Below are 14,955 nucleotides of genomic sequence, written 5' to 3' on the forward strand. Positions count from 1 at the left end.
AAGGTATCTTTTTTTTCTGACAAAGTCAAGTTTCGAGATGGCGCTTATTTTAATTTGTTAAGCATGCCTTTCCAACGAAAATCCCGAATAAATTTTCCTTCTTTTTCAGAAACCAAATACTCCAATTTCTGTTTTTTCGCCTTAAAATAACCCCTTAAATAATTTGTAAACAACCCGAATCTTTTCTTTTTAAAAGCCAGTTTAAAAGCCGAAATACATGTGATAAAAAAACCATAGCGCATTTTATACATGGCTTCGCCTTGCAAAAATTTTGAGGCTTTATTATAACTAATGCCGGTGGGCTTTAAGTGTTTTACTTTAAGGGTTTCGTCGGTTAAAATAGTCCACCCGTAAAATTGGGCGAGCAGTTCATCAACCGTATCCCAACCCATAGATGGTTTGAGTTTGCCAATATCTAAAAAACATTGTTTTCTATAGGTTTTTAATGCGCCCCGAATGTGGTCTTTATTGGTTAGGTTTTCTAAAACCCAATCGCCGTTTTTTTCAATATAGCAAAACCCCGAAACCATACCTAGCTTTTCATTGTTGTTAAAATGAACCGTGAGCTGTTCTAAATAGTTGTCGGGAAAAATTAAATCTGCATCAAATTTACAGATCACATCATAATTGTCATCTAAAGTTTCATAACCCTTGTAAAACGCATTGATGATTTTTGAACCCGGTAAATGTTGATTTGAGGACGAAGCATTTACCAATGAAATCCAATGGTGCTTTTCAGCGAAAGCTTCAACAATATTTTGAGTATTATCAGTAGAATTATCATTAACCACAACCACTTTTTGGGGCAAATGTGTTTGATTTACCAACGAATCTAAAGTCAGTTTTATTGAAGATGCTTCGTTGTGTGCTGGAATAATGATGTAGAAATTCAAAGTTTAAAATTTAATATTCAAAGTTAAACCTTTTGGAATTTATGGTTTGGGATTTTTTATTCTTTCCGCATAAACTATATAATACCTTGGGGTAAACCAACGTAAAATAGGGCGGATGCCAATTTTTTTTGTGGGGTTGGTCCATTTTTGTCTAGCCATAATTTTCCAACCGGATTTTTCCAAAAGCCAATCGAATTGCCAATCTTCAAATTCGTGGTAATGTCTGTCCAACATATCCGTTTTGCTTCGGTAAGCCGAAGAAAACCATAATTTAAGCGGCACACTGGCCACCAGTTTATCAGCTTTTATAGATTTTAAAACCGTGAAAGGTGAGAGCAAATGCTCGAATATTTCGAAAGCGGTAACAACTTCTGCTTTTGAATTTACAATGGTTGATGTGTCGATATCCAAATCCTCGCCTTTGGTGTTTTCAACGCGGTAACCATGGTCTTGCATGATTTTGGTAAACGGATTTACCACCCCTAAATCTAAAATAGCCTCAGAAGTTGAAACGTGTTTTTTTAAAAATTCAATGGTGTGCTTAAAGCGTTTGTTTGGATAGCTTTTCTCGTACATGCAATAATTTTTTTCATTTCCGCGAAAGCGAAAATCTTCGGCAATTTATAGCGTTAAATAAATAGACTACACTTTATAAACAATAGCATTAATGTTCATGCCCGCACCAACACTGGCAAACATAATAATGTCTCCTTTATTTATTTGCTGATTGTCCAAATCGCCCCTCAATATCATATCGTATAACGTAGGAACGGTTGCCACACTGGAATTGCCTAATTTGCCAATGGTCATGGGCATAATGTTTTCTGGCATTTGCATATTGTAAAGCTTGTAAAAGCGCTTTACAATGGCTTCGTCCATTTTTTCGTTAGCTTGATGGATAAGGATTTTCTTGAGGTCTTTAATATCCACACCGCTTTTGTCCAAACAAGATTTCATAGCTTTTGGAACGTTGCTAATGGCAAATTCGTAAATTTTTCTGCCATACATTTTTATGTAGCGGCGATTATCATTTATATCAGGGTGATTGGTTTCCCCAAAAAAGATAAAATGCGCTTCGTCGAGAGCAAAAGTCGCTGTTTCATGGGCTATGATACCGCCTTCCTCATTTGAAGATTCTACAATAACAGCTCCTGCGCCATCACTGTAAATCATGGAATCCCTATCGTGCGGATCGATAACACGCGACAAGGTTTCGGCACCAATAACCAAACATGTTTTTGCAATTCCGGATTTAATAAACGCATTGGCTTGAATAACACCTTCTATCCAGCCTGGGCACCCAAAAAGCACATCGTAACCCACACATTTTGGATTTTGAATTTTTAAAAGGTGCTTGACTCTTGAGGCTATACTTGGTACGGTGTCGCTTTGTTCGGTGTTGTGCTTAACATCGCCATAATTATGGGCCACAATAATGTAATCAATGTCTTCGCGATTTATTTTTGCGTTTTCAATGGCTTTTTCGGCTGCAAAAAAAGCGATATCGGAAGTGTTTAATTTTTTCTCAGCATACCTACGTTCATCAATCCCAGTAATTGCCTTAAATTTTTCAACAATAACCTCATTGGGAGCATTTATGGTTGAACCATCACTGTTTAAAAATTCATGTTGATAAAAATCTTCATTCTTTTCAACGTTATTTGGAATGTAACTTCCAGTTCCTGTGATTTTTATAGTCATAAAATAAAAAATTACCTTTAATAAAAAACTAAAAACCAAGATACTGGTTTATCATTAAAATGATATTTGGTTTTGTTTTAATTTACGATGTTCAAAAGCTTTATTAGGCTTCGCCATAAGCCTCGATAGGCGTACAAGAACAAATTAAATTTCTGTCGCCGTAAGCATCGTCAACACGCCTTACACTTGGCCAAAACTTATTGTCTTTTACATATTCCAACGGAAAGGCAGCTTCTTGTCGTGTGTACGGAAAATGCCATTCATCATTGGTAATCATCTCTAAAGTATGCGGTGCATTTTTAAGTACATTGTTAGTATCGTCTTTCGAGGCTTGGTCGATTTCTTTTTTAATTGAAATCATAGCATCACAAAACCGATCCATTTCAGCTTTACTCTCACTTTCGGTAGGCTCTATCATCAAGGTTCCTGCCACTGGGAATGATACGGTTGGCGCATGAAATCCATAATCCATCAATCGTTTTGCAATGTCGCTCACTTCTATTCCGTGTTCTTTAAAAGCCCTGCAATCTACAATCATTTCGTGTGCAGCACGACCGCGTTCGCCAGAGTACAAGGTGTCAAAACTACCTTGTAATCGGTGTTTTATATAGTTGGCGTTTAATATTGCGATTTTAGTGGCTTGTGTTAAACCTTCTGCACCAAGCATTTTTATGTAGCCATAGGAAATTAAGCAGACTAAAGCAGAGCCAAATGGCGCCGCCGAAATAGCTGTAATGGCTTTATCTCCACCGGTTTTTACGATTGGATTTCCGGGTAGAAACGGTACGAGTTGTTTTGCAACACAGATAGGGCCAACACCAGGGCCGCCGCCACCATGTGGGATAGCAAAGGTTTTATGTAAGTTTAAATGGCAAACGTCTGCTCCAATATTGCCTGGGTTTGTTAAGCCCACTTGTGCATTCATATTGGCGCCGTCCATATAAACTTGTCCGCCATTATCGTGAATAATTTTAGTGATTTCTTTAATAGCCGATTCGTAAACCCCATGTGTTGATGGATAGGTTACCATGATACAAGATAAATTGTCTTTGTGTAATTCGGCTTTTTCGCGTAAATCATCGACATCAATATTGCCTTCATCGGTCGATTTGGTTACCACCACTTTCATGCCTGCCATAACAGCACTGGCAGGATTTGTGCCGTGTGCGGAAGATGGAATTAAACAAATATTTCTATGATGGTCGCCACGCGATTCATGATATGCTTTTATAACCATAAGTCCGGCAAACTCGCCTTGTGCACCAGAATTTGGTTGTAATGATGTTGCTGCAAAACCGGTAATTTCGGTCAATTGGTCTTCTAATTCCTTTAAAACCGTTAAGTATCCTTTGGCCTGTTTTAATGGTGCAAACGGATGGATATTTCCCCATTTAAACCAACTTAATGGCAGCAATTCCGCAGCAGCGTTTAGCTTCATCGTACAAGAGCCTAATGGAATCATGGAGTGGTTTAATGATAAATCTTTGCGTTCTAAGGATTTTATGTAACGCATCAATTCGGTTTCAGAATGATATGTGTTAAACACAGTATCGGTTAAAAATTCTGTATTTCTTTGAACAGATTGCTCGATATTATGGGCTTCTTCAACCGAAGAGATTTCGATAGTTTCTTTTTGAGCTGCTTCAGCAAAAATGGAAATCAAGTAATTAATATCTCTAATGGCCGTAGTTTCATTAATGGAAATCGTTACGGTTTTTTTATCAGGGTAATGTAAATTCACCTTTTTCTCTGAAGCAATTTTCTTTATTTTTTTGGCTTTCGTTTTAATTTGAAGCGTGTCAAAATAAGAGGTGTTTACTTGTTCGTAGCCTAATTTTGTTAAGGCGTTGGCTAAAGTTGCCGCTTTGTTATGTATTTTATTGGCGATAAATTTTAAGCCTTTTGGTCCGTGATATACCGCATACATGCTGGCCATTACGGCTAAAAGTACTTGTGCCGTACAAATGTTTGATGTGGCTCTATCCCGTTTTATATGCTGTTCGCGAGTTTGCAAAGCCATACGTAAGGCTCTATTGCCATTGGCGTCTTTTGTTACGCCTATGATACGTCCGGGAAGATCTCGTTTGTAAGCTTCTTTGGTCGCAAAAAATGCCGCGTGTGGCCCACCGTAACCCATAGGTATTCCAAATCGTTGGGTGGTTCCAACTACAACATCGGCACCAAATTTTCCGGGTGCTTCTAATTTCACTAAACTTAAAATATCGGCTGCTACTGCCACTTTAATATCGGCGTTATTGGCTTTATTGATAAAAGTTTTAATGTCGGTAATTTGACCATCTTTACCGGGGTATTGCAATAAAGCTCCGAAGAATTCCTTCGAAAAATCAAATGTATCTTCATTTCCAACAACCAATTCAACACCAATTGGTGCCGATCTTGTTTGTAATAAAGATAAAGTTTGTGGCAAAGTATTTTCAGAAACAAAAAACTTGTTAACACCTGCTTTTTTCTGAGAGCGTTCGCGAACGGCGAATAATAAACTCATAGCCTCGGCGGCAGCGGTACTTTCGTCCAGTAAAGAAGCATTTGCGATTTCCATGCCCGTTAAATCGATAACCATGGTTTGGAAGTTTAAAAGGGCTTCCAATCGGCCTTGGGCAATTTCGGCTTGATACGGCGTGTATGCCGTGTACCAACCCGGGTTTTCAAGAATATTTCGTTGAATTACCGCAGGCATAACCGTAGGGTGATAGCCCAAACCAATATAGGTTTTACGCGCTTTGTTCAATTTAGATAAATCATGAATATGAAGCAAGTACTCATGTTCGGTCATGGGTTCGTCTAAATTTAATCCGTTTTTTAAGCGGATATCGTCAGGAATCGTTTCGTAAATTAACTGGTCTAAAGAGTCAACACCAATAGTTTTTAACATCAAGTTTTGGTCGTCTTCTCTCGGACCAATATGGCGCAGTGCAAAAGCTTTTGTATTCATTGAAAGAATTTTGAATATATAAAATGCAAAAATACGTAATTAAAAGGATGGATAAATGCTTAAAATCGAAAGTTTTTAACCATTTAAAAACGTTATTAACACTTTGCTTATTTTTGTAAAATGAAGCTGGTAAAGCAACTTTTTAATTTTTACCTGAATAGTAGTATTCATGTGGCATTATCGGTATTTTCGTTAACATGGATTACCTTAATTGAGCACAAGGCTGTGTATGACAACCAAGTGTTGCGCTTTGTGTTTTTTGCTAGCATTGTTGGCTATAATTTTGTTAAGTATTTTGGACTTGCAAAACTACATCACAGAAGTTTGGTGTTTCCAAAAGCTATTAGGAGGTTAAAAGCTATTGAAATATTTTCGTTTTTCTGCTTTATTTTAATGTGCTATTATGCATTTCAGTTAGAAAAAAACACACTAATTTGTATCGCTGTTTTTGGGGCGATAACCTTTTTGTATGCCATTCCCTTTTTACCCAAACACCTGTTTTTAGATAAACAGCAAAACCTAAGAAGTATTGGGGGTTTAAAAATTTATTTAATAGCCTTGGTTTGGGCCGGTGTAACCGTTTTTTTGCCATTAATAAATCAGCATTACACGATTGATTTTAATGTGATATTAACAGGGATTCAGCGTTATATTTTCATTATAGTTTTAATGATGCCTTTTGAAATTAGGGATTTGCAATACGATAGTTTGAAGCTTTCAACAATTCCACAAAAAATAGGAGTAAAACAGACTAAAACCATCGGGGTATTGCTATTGATTGTCTTCTTTTTTATTGAATTTTTTAAATATGAAATCGCTGCTTTAAATACAATTATGCTTTTAGTAATAACGGTAATTACAGGGTTTTTTTTGGTATTCTCTAAAGTAGAGCAGCAACCGTATTACAGTGCTTTTTGGGTAGAAGCTGTACCTATTTTATGGCTCGTACTTATGCTTTTAAATACCTAGTTTGTATGCTGATTTATAGCGTCGGTCAATTCTTTTTTCATAGATTCCTTACACTTTTTTTCCAAGCACTCTACTTTAGCTTCTTTTATTTTCTTGGTAAGTTTACTATTGTTTTTTGAGTATTTTCTACAGGCTCTGCAATATATTAAATGGATATTAAGTATAATCTTTTCCCATAATGTGGCCTCTTTGTATTGTGTTTTGTCACACACGTGGTTTGCCTCCTCGCAAGGCATCATAATCTTCATCTTCTTAGTACTCATATTAAAACCAATTATCTTTTAAGCAATCTGCCATAGCCGTACGTGCTCTATGAATGATTACCCAAAGGTTAGACGCTGTAATGTTTAGTTCATTACAAATAACTTCAGTTTCAAAACCCTGAATGGTTTTCATTTTAAAAACTTCAGCTTGTTTTGGTGGTAACTTGCCCAAACAGTTGTGTATCGCATTGCCTAATTCGGCATTTTGTAAGGTGTCTTCAGCTGTTTTATCAAAGGGGTCGGCAACGCGTTCTTCCAACCAATCGCCTTCGGTTTCAGAGTCGTCGTTATACGTAATGCGCACTTCTGCCTTTCCTTTTTTAGAATTTATTTTACGATAGTGATCTATAATTTTTCGTTTTAAAATTGAAATAAGCCAAGTGCGTTCGCTCGCTTCACCCTTAAAGTTTTTCATTGACTTTAAGGCCGCCAAAAAAGTATCCTGCACCAAGTCCTGAGCAATTTCTCGTTCGCTAACTCTGGTAATGGTGTAGTTAAATAAGTAGTCTGCGTATAAGTCAATCCACTTATTCGGATTTATTTGATGGTTGGGCATTATTGATGCAATTGTTTTTTTTGGATATCAAAAATAAGGTAAAAAAATGAATAATTAATTTTTAATTAAATCCTGTAAAGCATCTTTAATGTTTGCATATTTAAAAGTAAAGCCAGAATCTAATAATCTTTTTGGGATAACGTTTCTGCTTTTTAAAACCAATTCGGTTTCTGTTCCTATTAATTTTGCACCAAAGCTGAGTAACCATTTTGGGTGGGGTATTCCAATGGGCATTGTCATTATTTTTCGTAATGTTTTCATAAGCATTAAATTGTCTGTTGGTTTTGGAACAGATAAATTGAAATTTCCTTTTAAACTTTTACTCAGAATTAAAAATTCAACTGCTCTAGCAAAATCCAATTCGTGTATCCAACTTACTTTTTGATTGCCATGACCTTGTTTTCCACCTAATCCAAATTTGGTTAATTTTTTAAGCGGAATTAAAGCACCGCCATTTTTACCCAAAACAATCGAGGTTCTCAATGCTATTTTTCGGGTGTTAACATTTGAAATACCATAGAATGCTTCCTCCCAAGATTTAGCAATATTCATTGAAAAATCGTTCCCAATTTCTCCTTTATCTTCTGTCATTTCTTTGTATAATGAATGCTTATAAATGGTTGCAGTCGATGAATTAATCCAGATTTTTGGTGGATTTTCACAACGATTAATTGCTAACCCAAGAATATTTGTAGCATCTATTCTTGAATCGTAAATAAGTTTTTTATTCTTTTCATTATACCTACAATCAACAGATTTTCCTGTTAGGTTTATTAATACATCAGCATTTTCAAGCTCATTTATCCAATTACCTAAATGTTTAGCATTCCAAAATACATCGTTTTCTTTTTTAGGATGTCTTGTAAGTATTTTAATTTTATATCCTTTTGTGTTTAAATAATTTTCTAAAACCTGCCCCAAAAACCCGGTTCCTCCAGCGATAATAATTTTTTTCATTGTTTTTGAATTGAATAGGTTATATAAACAAAGTAGCTTGCAATTAGCATGGGAAGTATAAATAAAAACACTGTGGTTATCGTTTCGTTATTAGTAAAGTTTGTTTTAAAAAGAATAAGGATTACCAACAGATTGGTTAAAGCCGCTATCCAATAATTTGAAATGTGCCTTTTATTGATTCTGCTATGTTTAGTGACGTAAAGTGAAATGATTATGGCTATTACTAGTTGTGCTATACCAAGGATAATTTGGGCATATAAGCCAATAAAGAAGTAATATATAGTTATGTAAGGCACTATTGTAATTAAATAAAAGAAACAGTTAATGTAGTGTAGTATTTTCATTTTAATTATTTTAAACTTTCAGAAAATATTGAAAGTATGTTATAAATTTTTTATTTTATCAGTTTAAGTAATGATTTAGTAATCCAATTTTGTTCTTGGTTTACAATCTTGTTCATCATCGCATCTGCGGTTTCTGCTAAGTCGTGCAAGGCCTGGGTTTGTTTAATAAGTTCTTTAGTTTTTGCTGTGCCATCGTCTTTTATGGAGCTTACGTCTTTTAAAATTTTTATAACGGGTTTTATTTCTCTTCGGCTGCGTTCTTTTGCAATATGTCGCGCTAATTCTTGTACATCTTTTTCGGTTGAAAAATATTCTTTACGCTCTCCAGGAATTAATTCTTTGGTAACAATGCCCCAATCAATCAACTGACGAAGATTCATACTTGTGTTACCACGAGAAATTTTAAGATCTTCCATAATGTCTTCCATCGATAGTGGTTTAGTAGAAATAAAAAGCAACGCTTGTATTTGAGCCATGGCTTTATTTATGCCCCAAAGTGTGCCCAAACTACCCCAAGTACTTATAAATTTAATTTTGGCTTCTTCGTAATCCATATTACAAATATATAAATATTTTAAAACTTTCAAAAATTATTGAAAGTTTATTTTATTTGTAAATGAATATGATCATCGTGACGAACAGCACCACAACCATGAAAACGAATTTTAGTTTCGTTGTTTAGATTTAAAGATTTTTTTAAATAGGGTTCGATGAATATTTTTTGAGTAGGCTTTGCAATTAACAATTCTTGAATTAGAAGCATTGTTTTTGTTTTATCGAATTTTACATCATTGATTATTCCACAAGTTGTATATTTAGTGAAATTGTATTGCCAATAACCTTTGTTTGAACAGTATTCCGCTGTTTTGTTTGAAGGATTGACAAAGGCGCCGTAGCCAGAAATTGAAGGCTTTTTGTCAGTTGAATGTCCTTCTTTATCTAAATACATAAACGAAATATCTATCTTTTTTCCATCGTTATGACTTTTAAATGCGCCAACAACGGAAAACCGTCATAAAATGGAAAATTTGCATCCAAATAAGTAATTGAAATATTTGAAGGTTTTAAGCTTTCTGAACAATCTTCTAAAAGTTTTTTTAAATCGGATGTTACATAATTCCTGAAAAATAATGGGTAAACCCAGTTTCTTGGTTTTAAATAATCATTGAAAATGGGTAATTGTTCTCTTCCAAAGTTTTTAGCTATAGGGGGAATGATAAAAACATTAAAAGCCAGATACAAAACGGGAAAAACAAACCGCTGCTTTTTTTTAAATTTTAATGAAATTAACAAAGTCAACACCCAAATTAAACCCCAACTTGGGTTAAAACAGTTAATAATAATATGATTATAAGATGCCCAAAAAGTTTTATGACCTTCATAAACAATTAAACGGGAATCAAATCAACTTATTTTAACAATCCAGCCCGCCTTAACAATGCTTCGGGTTCAGGTGCTTTTCCGCGAAAGCGTTTATATAATGTCATGGGGTTTTCGGTTCCGCCTTTGCTTAAAACATGGTCTTTAAATTTATTTGCCACTGTTTTGTTAAAAATACCGGCTTCTTCAAAATATTCAAAGGCATCGGCATCTAAAACCTCGGCCCATTTGTAACTGTAATAGCCAGACGAATAACCACCTTGAAAAATATGGGAAAACGAAGTGCTCATACAATTTTCTGCAATGTCGGGGAATAAATCCGTGTTTTTAAACGCTTCATTTTCATGCGCTTTTACATTTTTTATGGTTTCTGGCGACTCGCCAGCGTGCCAACTCATATCCAATAAACCAAAACTAATTTGGCGCAACGTTTGCATACCTTCATGAAAGGTTGCCGATGCCTTTATTTTTTCAATTAAATCCATCGGAATAACTTCATCCGTCTCATAATGTTTGGCAAAAAACTCTAAGGCTTCTTTTTGGTAGCACCAATTTTCTAAAATCTGACTAGGTAATTCAACAAAATCCCAATACACATTAGTACCCGACAAACTGGGGTAGGTGGTGTTGGCAAGCATGCCGTGTAAGGCGTGCCCGAACTCGTGAAACAAGGTGGTAACTTCGTTAAAAGTTAATAGTGATGGCTTGTTTTTGGTTGGTTTTGTAAAGTTGCATACTATGGATATGTGCGGACGATGGTTATGACCATTTTTAATCATTTGAGGCTTGTAAGATGTCATCCACGCACCGTTGCGTTTGCCTTTTCTCGGGAAGAAATCGGCATAAAATATGGAGACTAAATTGCCTTTGTTATCGGTTACCTTGTAGGTTAAAACATCGTCGTGATAGGTATCGATGTTATGAATTTCTTCAAAATGTAAATCGAATAATTTATTGGCGACCGTAAAAGCACCGTTGATAACATTTTCTAATTTAAAATATGGCTTTAGCTTTTCATCATCTAAATCAAATAATTTTTGTTTTAGTTTTTCTGAATAATAAGCAGAATCCCATTTTTCAAGTTGATCGATGCCGTCTAAATCTTTAGCGAAGTTTTCTAAATTTTCAAACTCGTTTGTTGCAGCTGGTTTTGCTTTTTCCAAAAGATCGTTTAAAAAATTTTCAACGTTTTCTGGTGTTTCTGCCATGCGTTCTTCCAAAACAAAATGAGCATGGGTTTTGTAACCTAAAAGATTAGCGCGTTCGTGCCTTAACCTTGTAATTTTTAAAATGTTTTTTTGATTGTCTAAATCATCATTTTTAAAGGCTTTGGCACCCGAAGCAATAGCCATTTTTTTTCTGAGTTCTCGGTTGTCGGCATACATCATAAACGGGATGTAGCTCGGATAATCCAATGTAAACAACCAGCCTTTTTTGTTTTTTGATACTGCCAATTGTGCGGCCGCTTCTTTTGTGCCTTCAGGTAAACCGGATAAGTCTTCTTCGTTGGTGATAAGCATCTCGAACTTATTGGTTTCAGCCAAAACGTTTTCTCCGAATTTCAGCTTTAACTGACTTAATTGTTTGTCAATTTCTCGAAGTTTTTCTTTTTTATCGATTGATAAATTGGCACCATTACGCGAAAAACTTTTATATTTTTTATCTAAAAGTGTGTGTTGTTCTGGGGTTAAATCGAGTTCCTCTTTTTTGTTGTAAACCGTTTTTATACGCTTAAATAAGGCTTCGTTTAAAGTAATGTCGTTGCTGAATTCAGATAATAAAGGCGAAACTTTTTGTGCTATTTGTTGAATGTTGTCGTTGGTTTCAGCAGAATTCAAATTAAAAAACAGGCTAGAAATTCTATCTAATTGCTCACCCGAATAATCGAGTGCTTCTATGGTGTTTTTAAAATTAGGTGCTTCTGTATTTTTGGTAATTGCATCAATTTCTGCCTTGGTATTTTTAATAGCAGCTTTAAACGCAGGAAGAAAATCACTTTCGTTTATTTTAGAAAAAGGAGCGGTATTATAGGGTGTTTCAAAAGTGTTGTTCAGTATATTTTTATGCATTCTTTAATAATATGTTAAAAAGTAAGAATAATTATGCATACATAATAAAATTTTTATATGTTTGCAGCAGATTTTTCAAGTGAGTTATCTTAAACTCGTAAGAATTATTGTTAATAGCTGTAAAAACCTCGGATTTATCCGAGGTTTTTTTACTTTATATCTTTAGCAGATTCGTGAACCATTTGTTTCAAACCTTCTTTATAGGCTACAATTTTATCTAAAACTGAGCTGTGGTTAGAGCCTATTATTTGAGCGGCCAAAATCCCTGCATTTTTAGCGCCATTTAAAGCAACGGTCGCCACAGGTACGCCACCGGGCATTTGAAGAATGGATAAAACAGAGTCCCAGCCATCAATGGAGTTGCTGCTTTTAATAGGAACGCCAATAACGGGAAGCGGTGATAAGGATGCAATCATTCCTGGTAAATGAGCGGCGCCACCGGCACCGGCAATAATTACTGCAAACCCTTTGGTGTGGGCGTTTTTGCCGTAATCGAATAGTTTTTCAGGTGTTCGATGCGCCGAAACAATATCGACTTCAATTGCTATATCGAATTCTTTTAAAATATCTATGGCTTGCTGCATAACAGGAAGATCGCTTTTGCTTCCCATAATTATTCCTACTTTATTCATTTTCTGAATTAATTAAATTTATAATCACATTTATTAGCGTGTCTTTTTCTTTAGGATGACTTTCTGCAATCATTAAGGTTAAAGCTACCAAAGTACTGTTGTTTACTTTTTTAGTGCCGTTAGTATTGTAAAGAAAATTATTTTTGTCAAGATACCAAACAAATAACCATGCGGCAATTCTTTTATTGCCATCAGTAAACGAATGGTTTTTTACCACCAGATATAATAGGTTTGCAGCTTTTTCTTCAATACTTGGATAGAGCAAATTGCCATCAAAAGTTTGGTCTATCACGGCGATTGAGCTTTTAAAAGACTCATCTTTTTGATTACCAAACAACCCTGAAGCTCCAAATTTCACCCTCAATTTATCAATGGCGTTAATGGCCTCGTCATAATTTATTTTGAAGATCGCTTTTGTAGTATTGGTTGGTTTTTCAACTCTTTGGTAGTCGTAATCATCTAAAATATCCAGGGCTTTGGTGTAACCGTCTAAAACATCGATAAGGCCTTTGGATTCATCCTCTAAAATAGTATTGTTTTTTACAGTTCGGGTAATTAATTGAATCGTTTTTTTTAACTGTATTAACCGATTTTCGTTTTTTGTGTAGCCTTTTATTAAATGATCCTTTATGATTTTATTTGCCCAAATTCTGAATTCGGTTGCAATTTTTGACTTAACCCTGTATCCTACTGAAATTATAACATCTAAATTATAATAGGTGACTTGATAGGTTTTTCCATCTTCGGCAGTATGTGCAAATTTTGCACATACTGAATTCTTTATTAATTCGTTTTCTGAAAATATATTTTTTATATGCCTCCCGATTACGGTTCTATCTCGTTTAAATAATTTTGAAATATCTTGCTCTGAAGCCCAAAAAGTCTCATTGTCTTTGTCCAGCATAACATCAAATTCTTGATTATCTGACGATTGCTTAAATACAATTATTTGGTTTTTGGTTTTCAATGTTTTGGTTATTCTGAAATAACTTTAATCGTTTTCTTAACTTCCTCAGCAACTCTGCGGGCCTCACTTAAATCTTCGTTTACAATGGTTACGTGTCCCATTTTCCGGAAAGGTCTGGTTTGTTTTTTACCGTAAATATGTGGAGTAACACCATCCATTTTCATAATAGTTTCAATGTTTTGGTAAATCACGTTACCCGTATATCCTTCGGCACCAACCAAATTCACCATAATGCCTCCTACTTTGCTATCGGTTCTTCCTAAAGGTAAATTTAAAATAGCCCTAAGGTGTTGTTCAAATTGCGAGGTGTAACTGGCTTCAATAGTTTGATGCCCTGAGTTGTGCGGCCTCGGAGCCACTTCGTTAATTAGGATGTCGTCGTTTTTAGTCTGAAACATTTCAACGGCCAAAAGCCCAACGTGATTAAAGGCTTTGGATACTTTTAGGGCAACATCTTCGGCTTTTTTTGCAACGTGGTCATCAATCCTTGCGGGACAAATTACGTATTCTACCTGATTGGCTTCAGGGTGAAACTCCATTTCAACCACCGGAAATGTTTTGGTTTCGCCTGCCGCATTTCTAGCCACAATAACAGCTAATTCGTTTTTAAAAGGCACTAAGGTTTCTGCAATGCATTCTCCTTTTGGCAAACCCTCTAAATCGGATAGGGTTCTCACTACTTTTACACCATTGCCGTCATAACCAAATTGAGCCGCTTTCCAAACAAACGGAAACTCTAAGCCGCCATTACTAATGGCATCTTCAATTTCTGAGAGATAAGCAAAACGAGAAAACGGTGCCGTTGGTAAATGGTTGTCTACATAAAACAATTTTTGTACGGCTTTATTTTGAATGGTGCGCAATGTTTGTGAAGAAGGATATACTTTTACGCCTTCTTTTTCAAGGGTTTCAAGCGCATCAACATTTACGTTTTCAATTTCAATAGTTAAAACATCAACCTGCTTTCCAAAATTATAAACGGCATTATAATCCATTAAATCGCCCAAATGGAACTCGTTACTGGCAATTTTACAAGGAGCTTCGTCGCTCGCATCTAAAACACAAGTGTAAATATCAAACTTTCGGGTATCGTTAAGCAGCATTTTGCCTAATTGTCCGCCACCAAGAATACCGAGTTTAAAATTTGAAGAAAAATAATTCATGTTGTTTTATTTCTTATAATGCATTCAATTTTAGGCAAAAATACATTTTAATATCAAATTACTTTGCAAATCGTAAATCAAAAAATCGATAATCGGTAATCTATTGAT

At 35.3% G+C, this 14,955-nt stretch carries 15 protein-coding genes; 1 reads left to right on the plus strand and 14 read right to left on the minus strand.

Annotated elements, in window-relative coordinates:
* Window positions 1-44 precede the first annotated feature (44 nt).
* From RNZ46_RS09730 to gcvP, 4 genes are all read right to left on the minus strand, one after another.
* On the minus strand, window positions 45-893 hold the full coding sequence (locus tag RNZ46_RS09730; protein WP_316982010.1) for a glycosyltransferase family 2 protein: 849 nt from the start codon (window positions 891-893) through the stop codon (window positions 45-47).
* A 39-nt stretch (window positions 894-932) separates the two neighbouring features.
* Window positions 933-1,469, minus strand: coding sequence for a methyltransferase (locus RNZ46_RS09735; RefSeq protein ID WP_316982011.1), 537 nt, complete (start codon window positions 1,467-1,469; stop codon window positions 933-935).
* Between the two features lie 66 nt (window positions 1,470-1,535).
* Entirely contained in the window at window positions 1,536-2,594 is a 1,059-nt protein-coding gene (locus tag RNZ46_RS09740) for a 3-oxoacyl-ACP synthase III family protein (RefSeq protein ID WP_316982012.1), read from the minus strand.
* 103 nt (window positions 2,595-2,697) lie between these two features.
* Window positions 2,698-5,547 carry an aminomethyl-transferring glycine dehydrogenase gene (gene gcvP, locus RNZ46_RS09745; RefSeq protein ID WP_316982013.1) on the minus strand — a complete coding sequence of 950 codons (2,850 nt, stop codon included), beginning with the start codon at window positions 5,545-5,547 and terminating at the stop codon, window positions 2,698-2,700.
* A gap of 120 nt (window positions 5,548-5,667) precedes the next feature.
* On the opposite strand from gcvP, the gene RNZ46_RS09750 reads away from it, so the two are divergent.
* Window positions 5,668-6,516, plus strand: coding sequence for a UbiA prenyltransferase family protein (locus RNZ46_RS09750; RefSeq protein ID WP_316982014.1), 849 nt, complete (start codon window positions 5,668-5,670; stop codon window positions 6,514-6,516).
* On the opposite strand, the gene RNZ46_RS09755 is transcribed toward RNZ46_RS09750, so the two are convergent.
* The 10 genes from RNZ46_RS09755 to RNZ46_RS09800 all read right to left on the minus strand — a co-directional run bounded on the left by RNZ46_RS09755 (window position 6,513) and on the right by RNZ46_RS09800 (window position 14,847).
* Complete coding sequence (locus RNZ46_RS09755) at window positions 6,513-6,779, minus strand: hypothetical protein (protein ID WP_316982015.1); 267 nt, start codon at window positions 6,777-6,779, stop codon at window positions 6,513-6,515. The two genes, RNZ46_RS09750 and RNZ46_RS09755, sit on opposite strands and share 4 nt — an antisense overlap.
* Window position 6,780: 1 nt before the next feature.
* Window positions 6,781-7,335, minus strand: coding sequence for a sigma-70 family RNA polymerase sigma factor (locus RNZ46_RS09760; RefSeq protein ID WP_316982016.1), 555 nt, complete (start codon window positions 7,333-7,335; stop codon window positions 6,781-6,783).
* Between the two features lie 54 nt (window positions 7,336-7,389).
* Entirely contained in the window at window positions 7,390-8,292 is a 903-nt protein-coding gene (locus tag RNZ46_RS09765; protein WP_316982017.1) for a TIGR01777 family oxidoreductase, read from the minus strand.
* Window positions 8,289-8,636, minus strand: a complete 348-nt coding sequence (locus RNZ46_RS09770; protein WP_316982018.1) for a hypothetical protein — start codon at window positions 8,634-8,636, stop codon at window positions 8,289-8,291. The genes RNZ46_RS09765 and RNZ46_RS09770 overlap by 4 nt, the downstream gene beginning before the upstream one ends.
* Window positions 8,637-8,686: 50 nt before the next feature.
* Window positions 8,687-9,190 carry a GbsR/MarR family transcriptional regulator gene (locus RNZ46_RS09775; protein WP_316982019.1) on the minus strand — a complete coding sequence of 168 codons (504 nt, stop codon included), beginning with the start codon at window positions 9,188-9,190 and terminating at the stop codon, window positions 8,687-8,689.
* A 47-nt stretch (window positions 9,191-9,237) separates the two neighbouring features.
* Window positions 9,238-9,585 (minus strand): hypothetical protein, encoded by a 348-nt coding sequence (locus RNZ46_RS09780; RefSeq protein WP_316982020.1) that lies wholly within the window; start codon window positions 9,583-9,585, stop codon window positions 9,238-9,240.
* A 460-nt stretch (window positions 9,586-10,045) separates the two neighbouring features.
* Complete coding sequence (locus RNZ46_RS09785) at window positions 10,046-12,085, minus strand: M3 family metallopeptidase (RefSeq protein WP_316982021.1); 2,040 nt, start codon at window positions 12,083-12,085, stop codon at window positions 10,046-10,048.
* Between the two features lie 149 nt (window positions 12,086-12,234).
* Window positions 12,235-12,717 carry a 5-(carboxyamino)imidazole ribonucleotide mutase gene (purE, locus tag RNZ46_RS09790; protein ID WP_316982022.1) on the minus strand — a complete coding sequence of 161 codons (483 nt, stop codon included), beginning with the start codon at window positions 12,715-12,717 and terminating at the stop codon, window positions 12,235-12,237.
* On the minus strand, window positions 12,710-13,684 hold the full coding sequence (locus RNZ46_RS09795; protein ID WP_316982023.1) for a virulence RhuM family protein/type II toxin-antitoxin system death-on-curing family toxin: 975 nt from the start codon (window positions 13,682-13,684) through the stop codon (window positions 12,710-12,712). Before RNZ46_RS09795 ends, purE begins: the two co-directional genes overlap by 8 nt.
* 8 nt (window positions 13,685-13,692) lie before the next feature.
* Window positions 13,693-14,847: a 5-(carboxyamino)imidazole ribonucleotide synthase gene (locus tag RNZ46_RS09800; protein ID WP_316982024.1), complete on the minus strand. Its 1,155-nt coding sequence runs from the start codon at window positions 14,845-14,847 to the stop codon at window positions 13,693-13,695.
* Window positions 14,848-14,955: the final 108 nt, after the last annotated feature.

Source organism: Hwangdonia lutea (assembly GCF_032814565.1).
In the GTDB taxonomy this organism is placed as follows: Bacteria; Bacteroidota; Bacteroidia; order Flavobacteriales; family Flavobacteriaceae; genus Hwangdonia; species Hwangdonia lutea.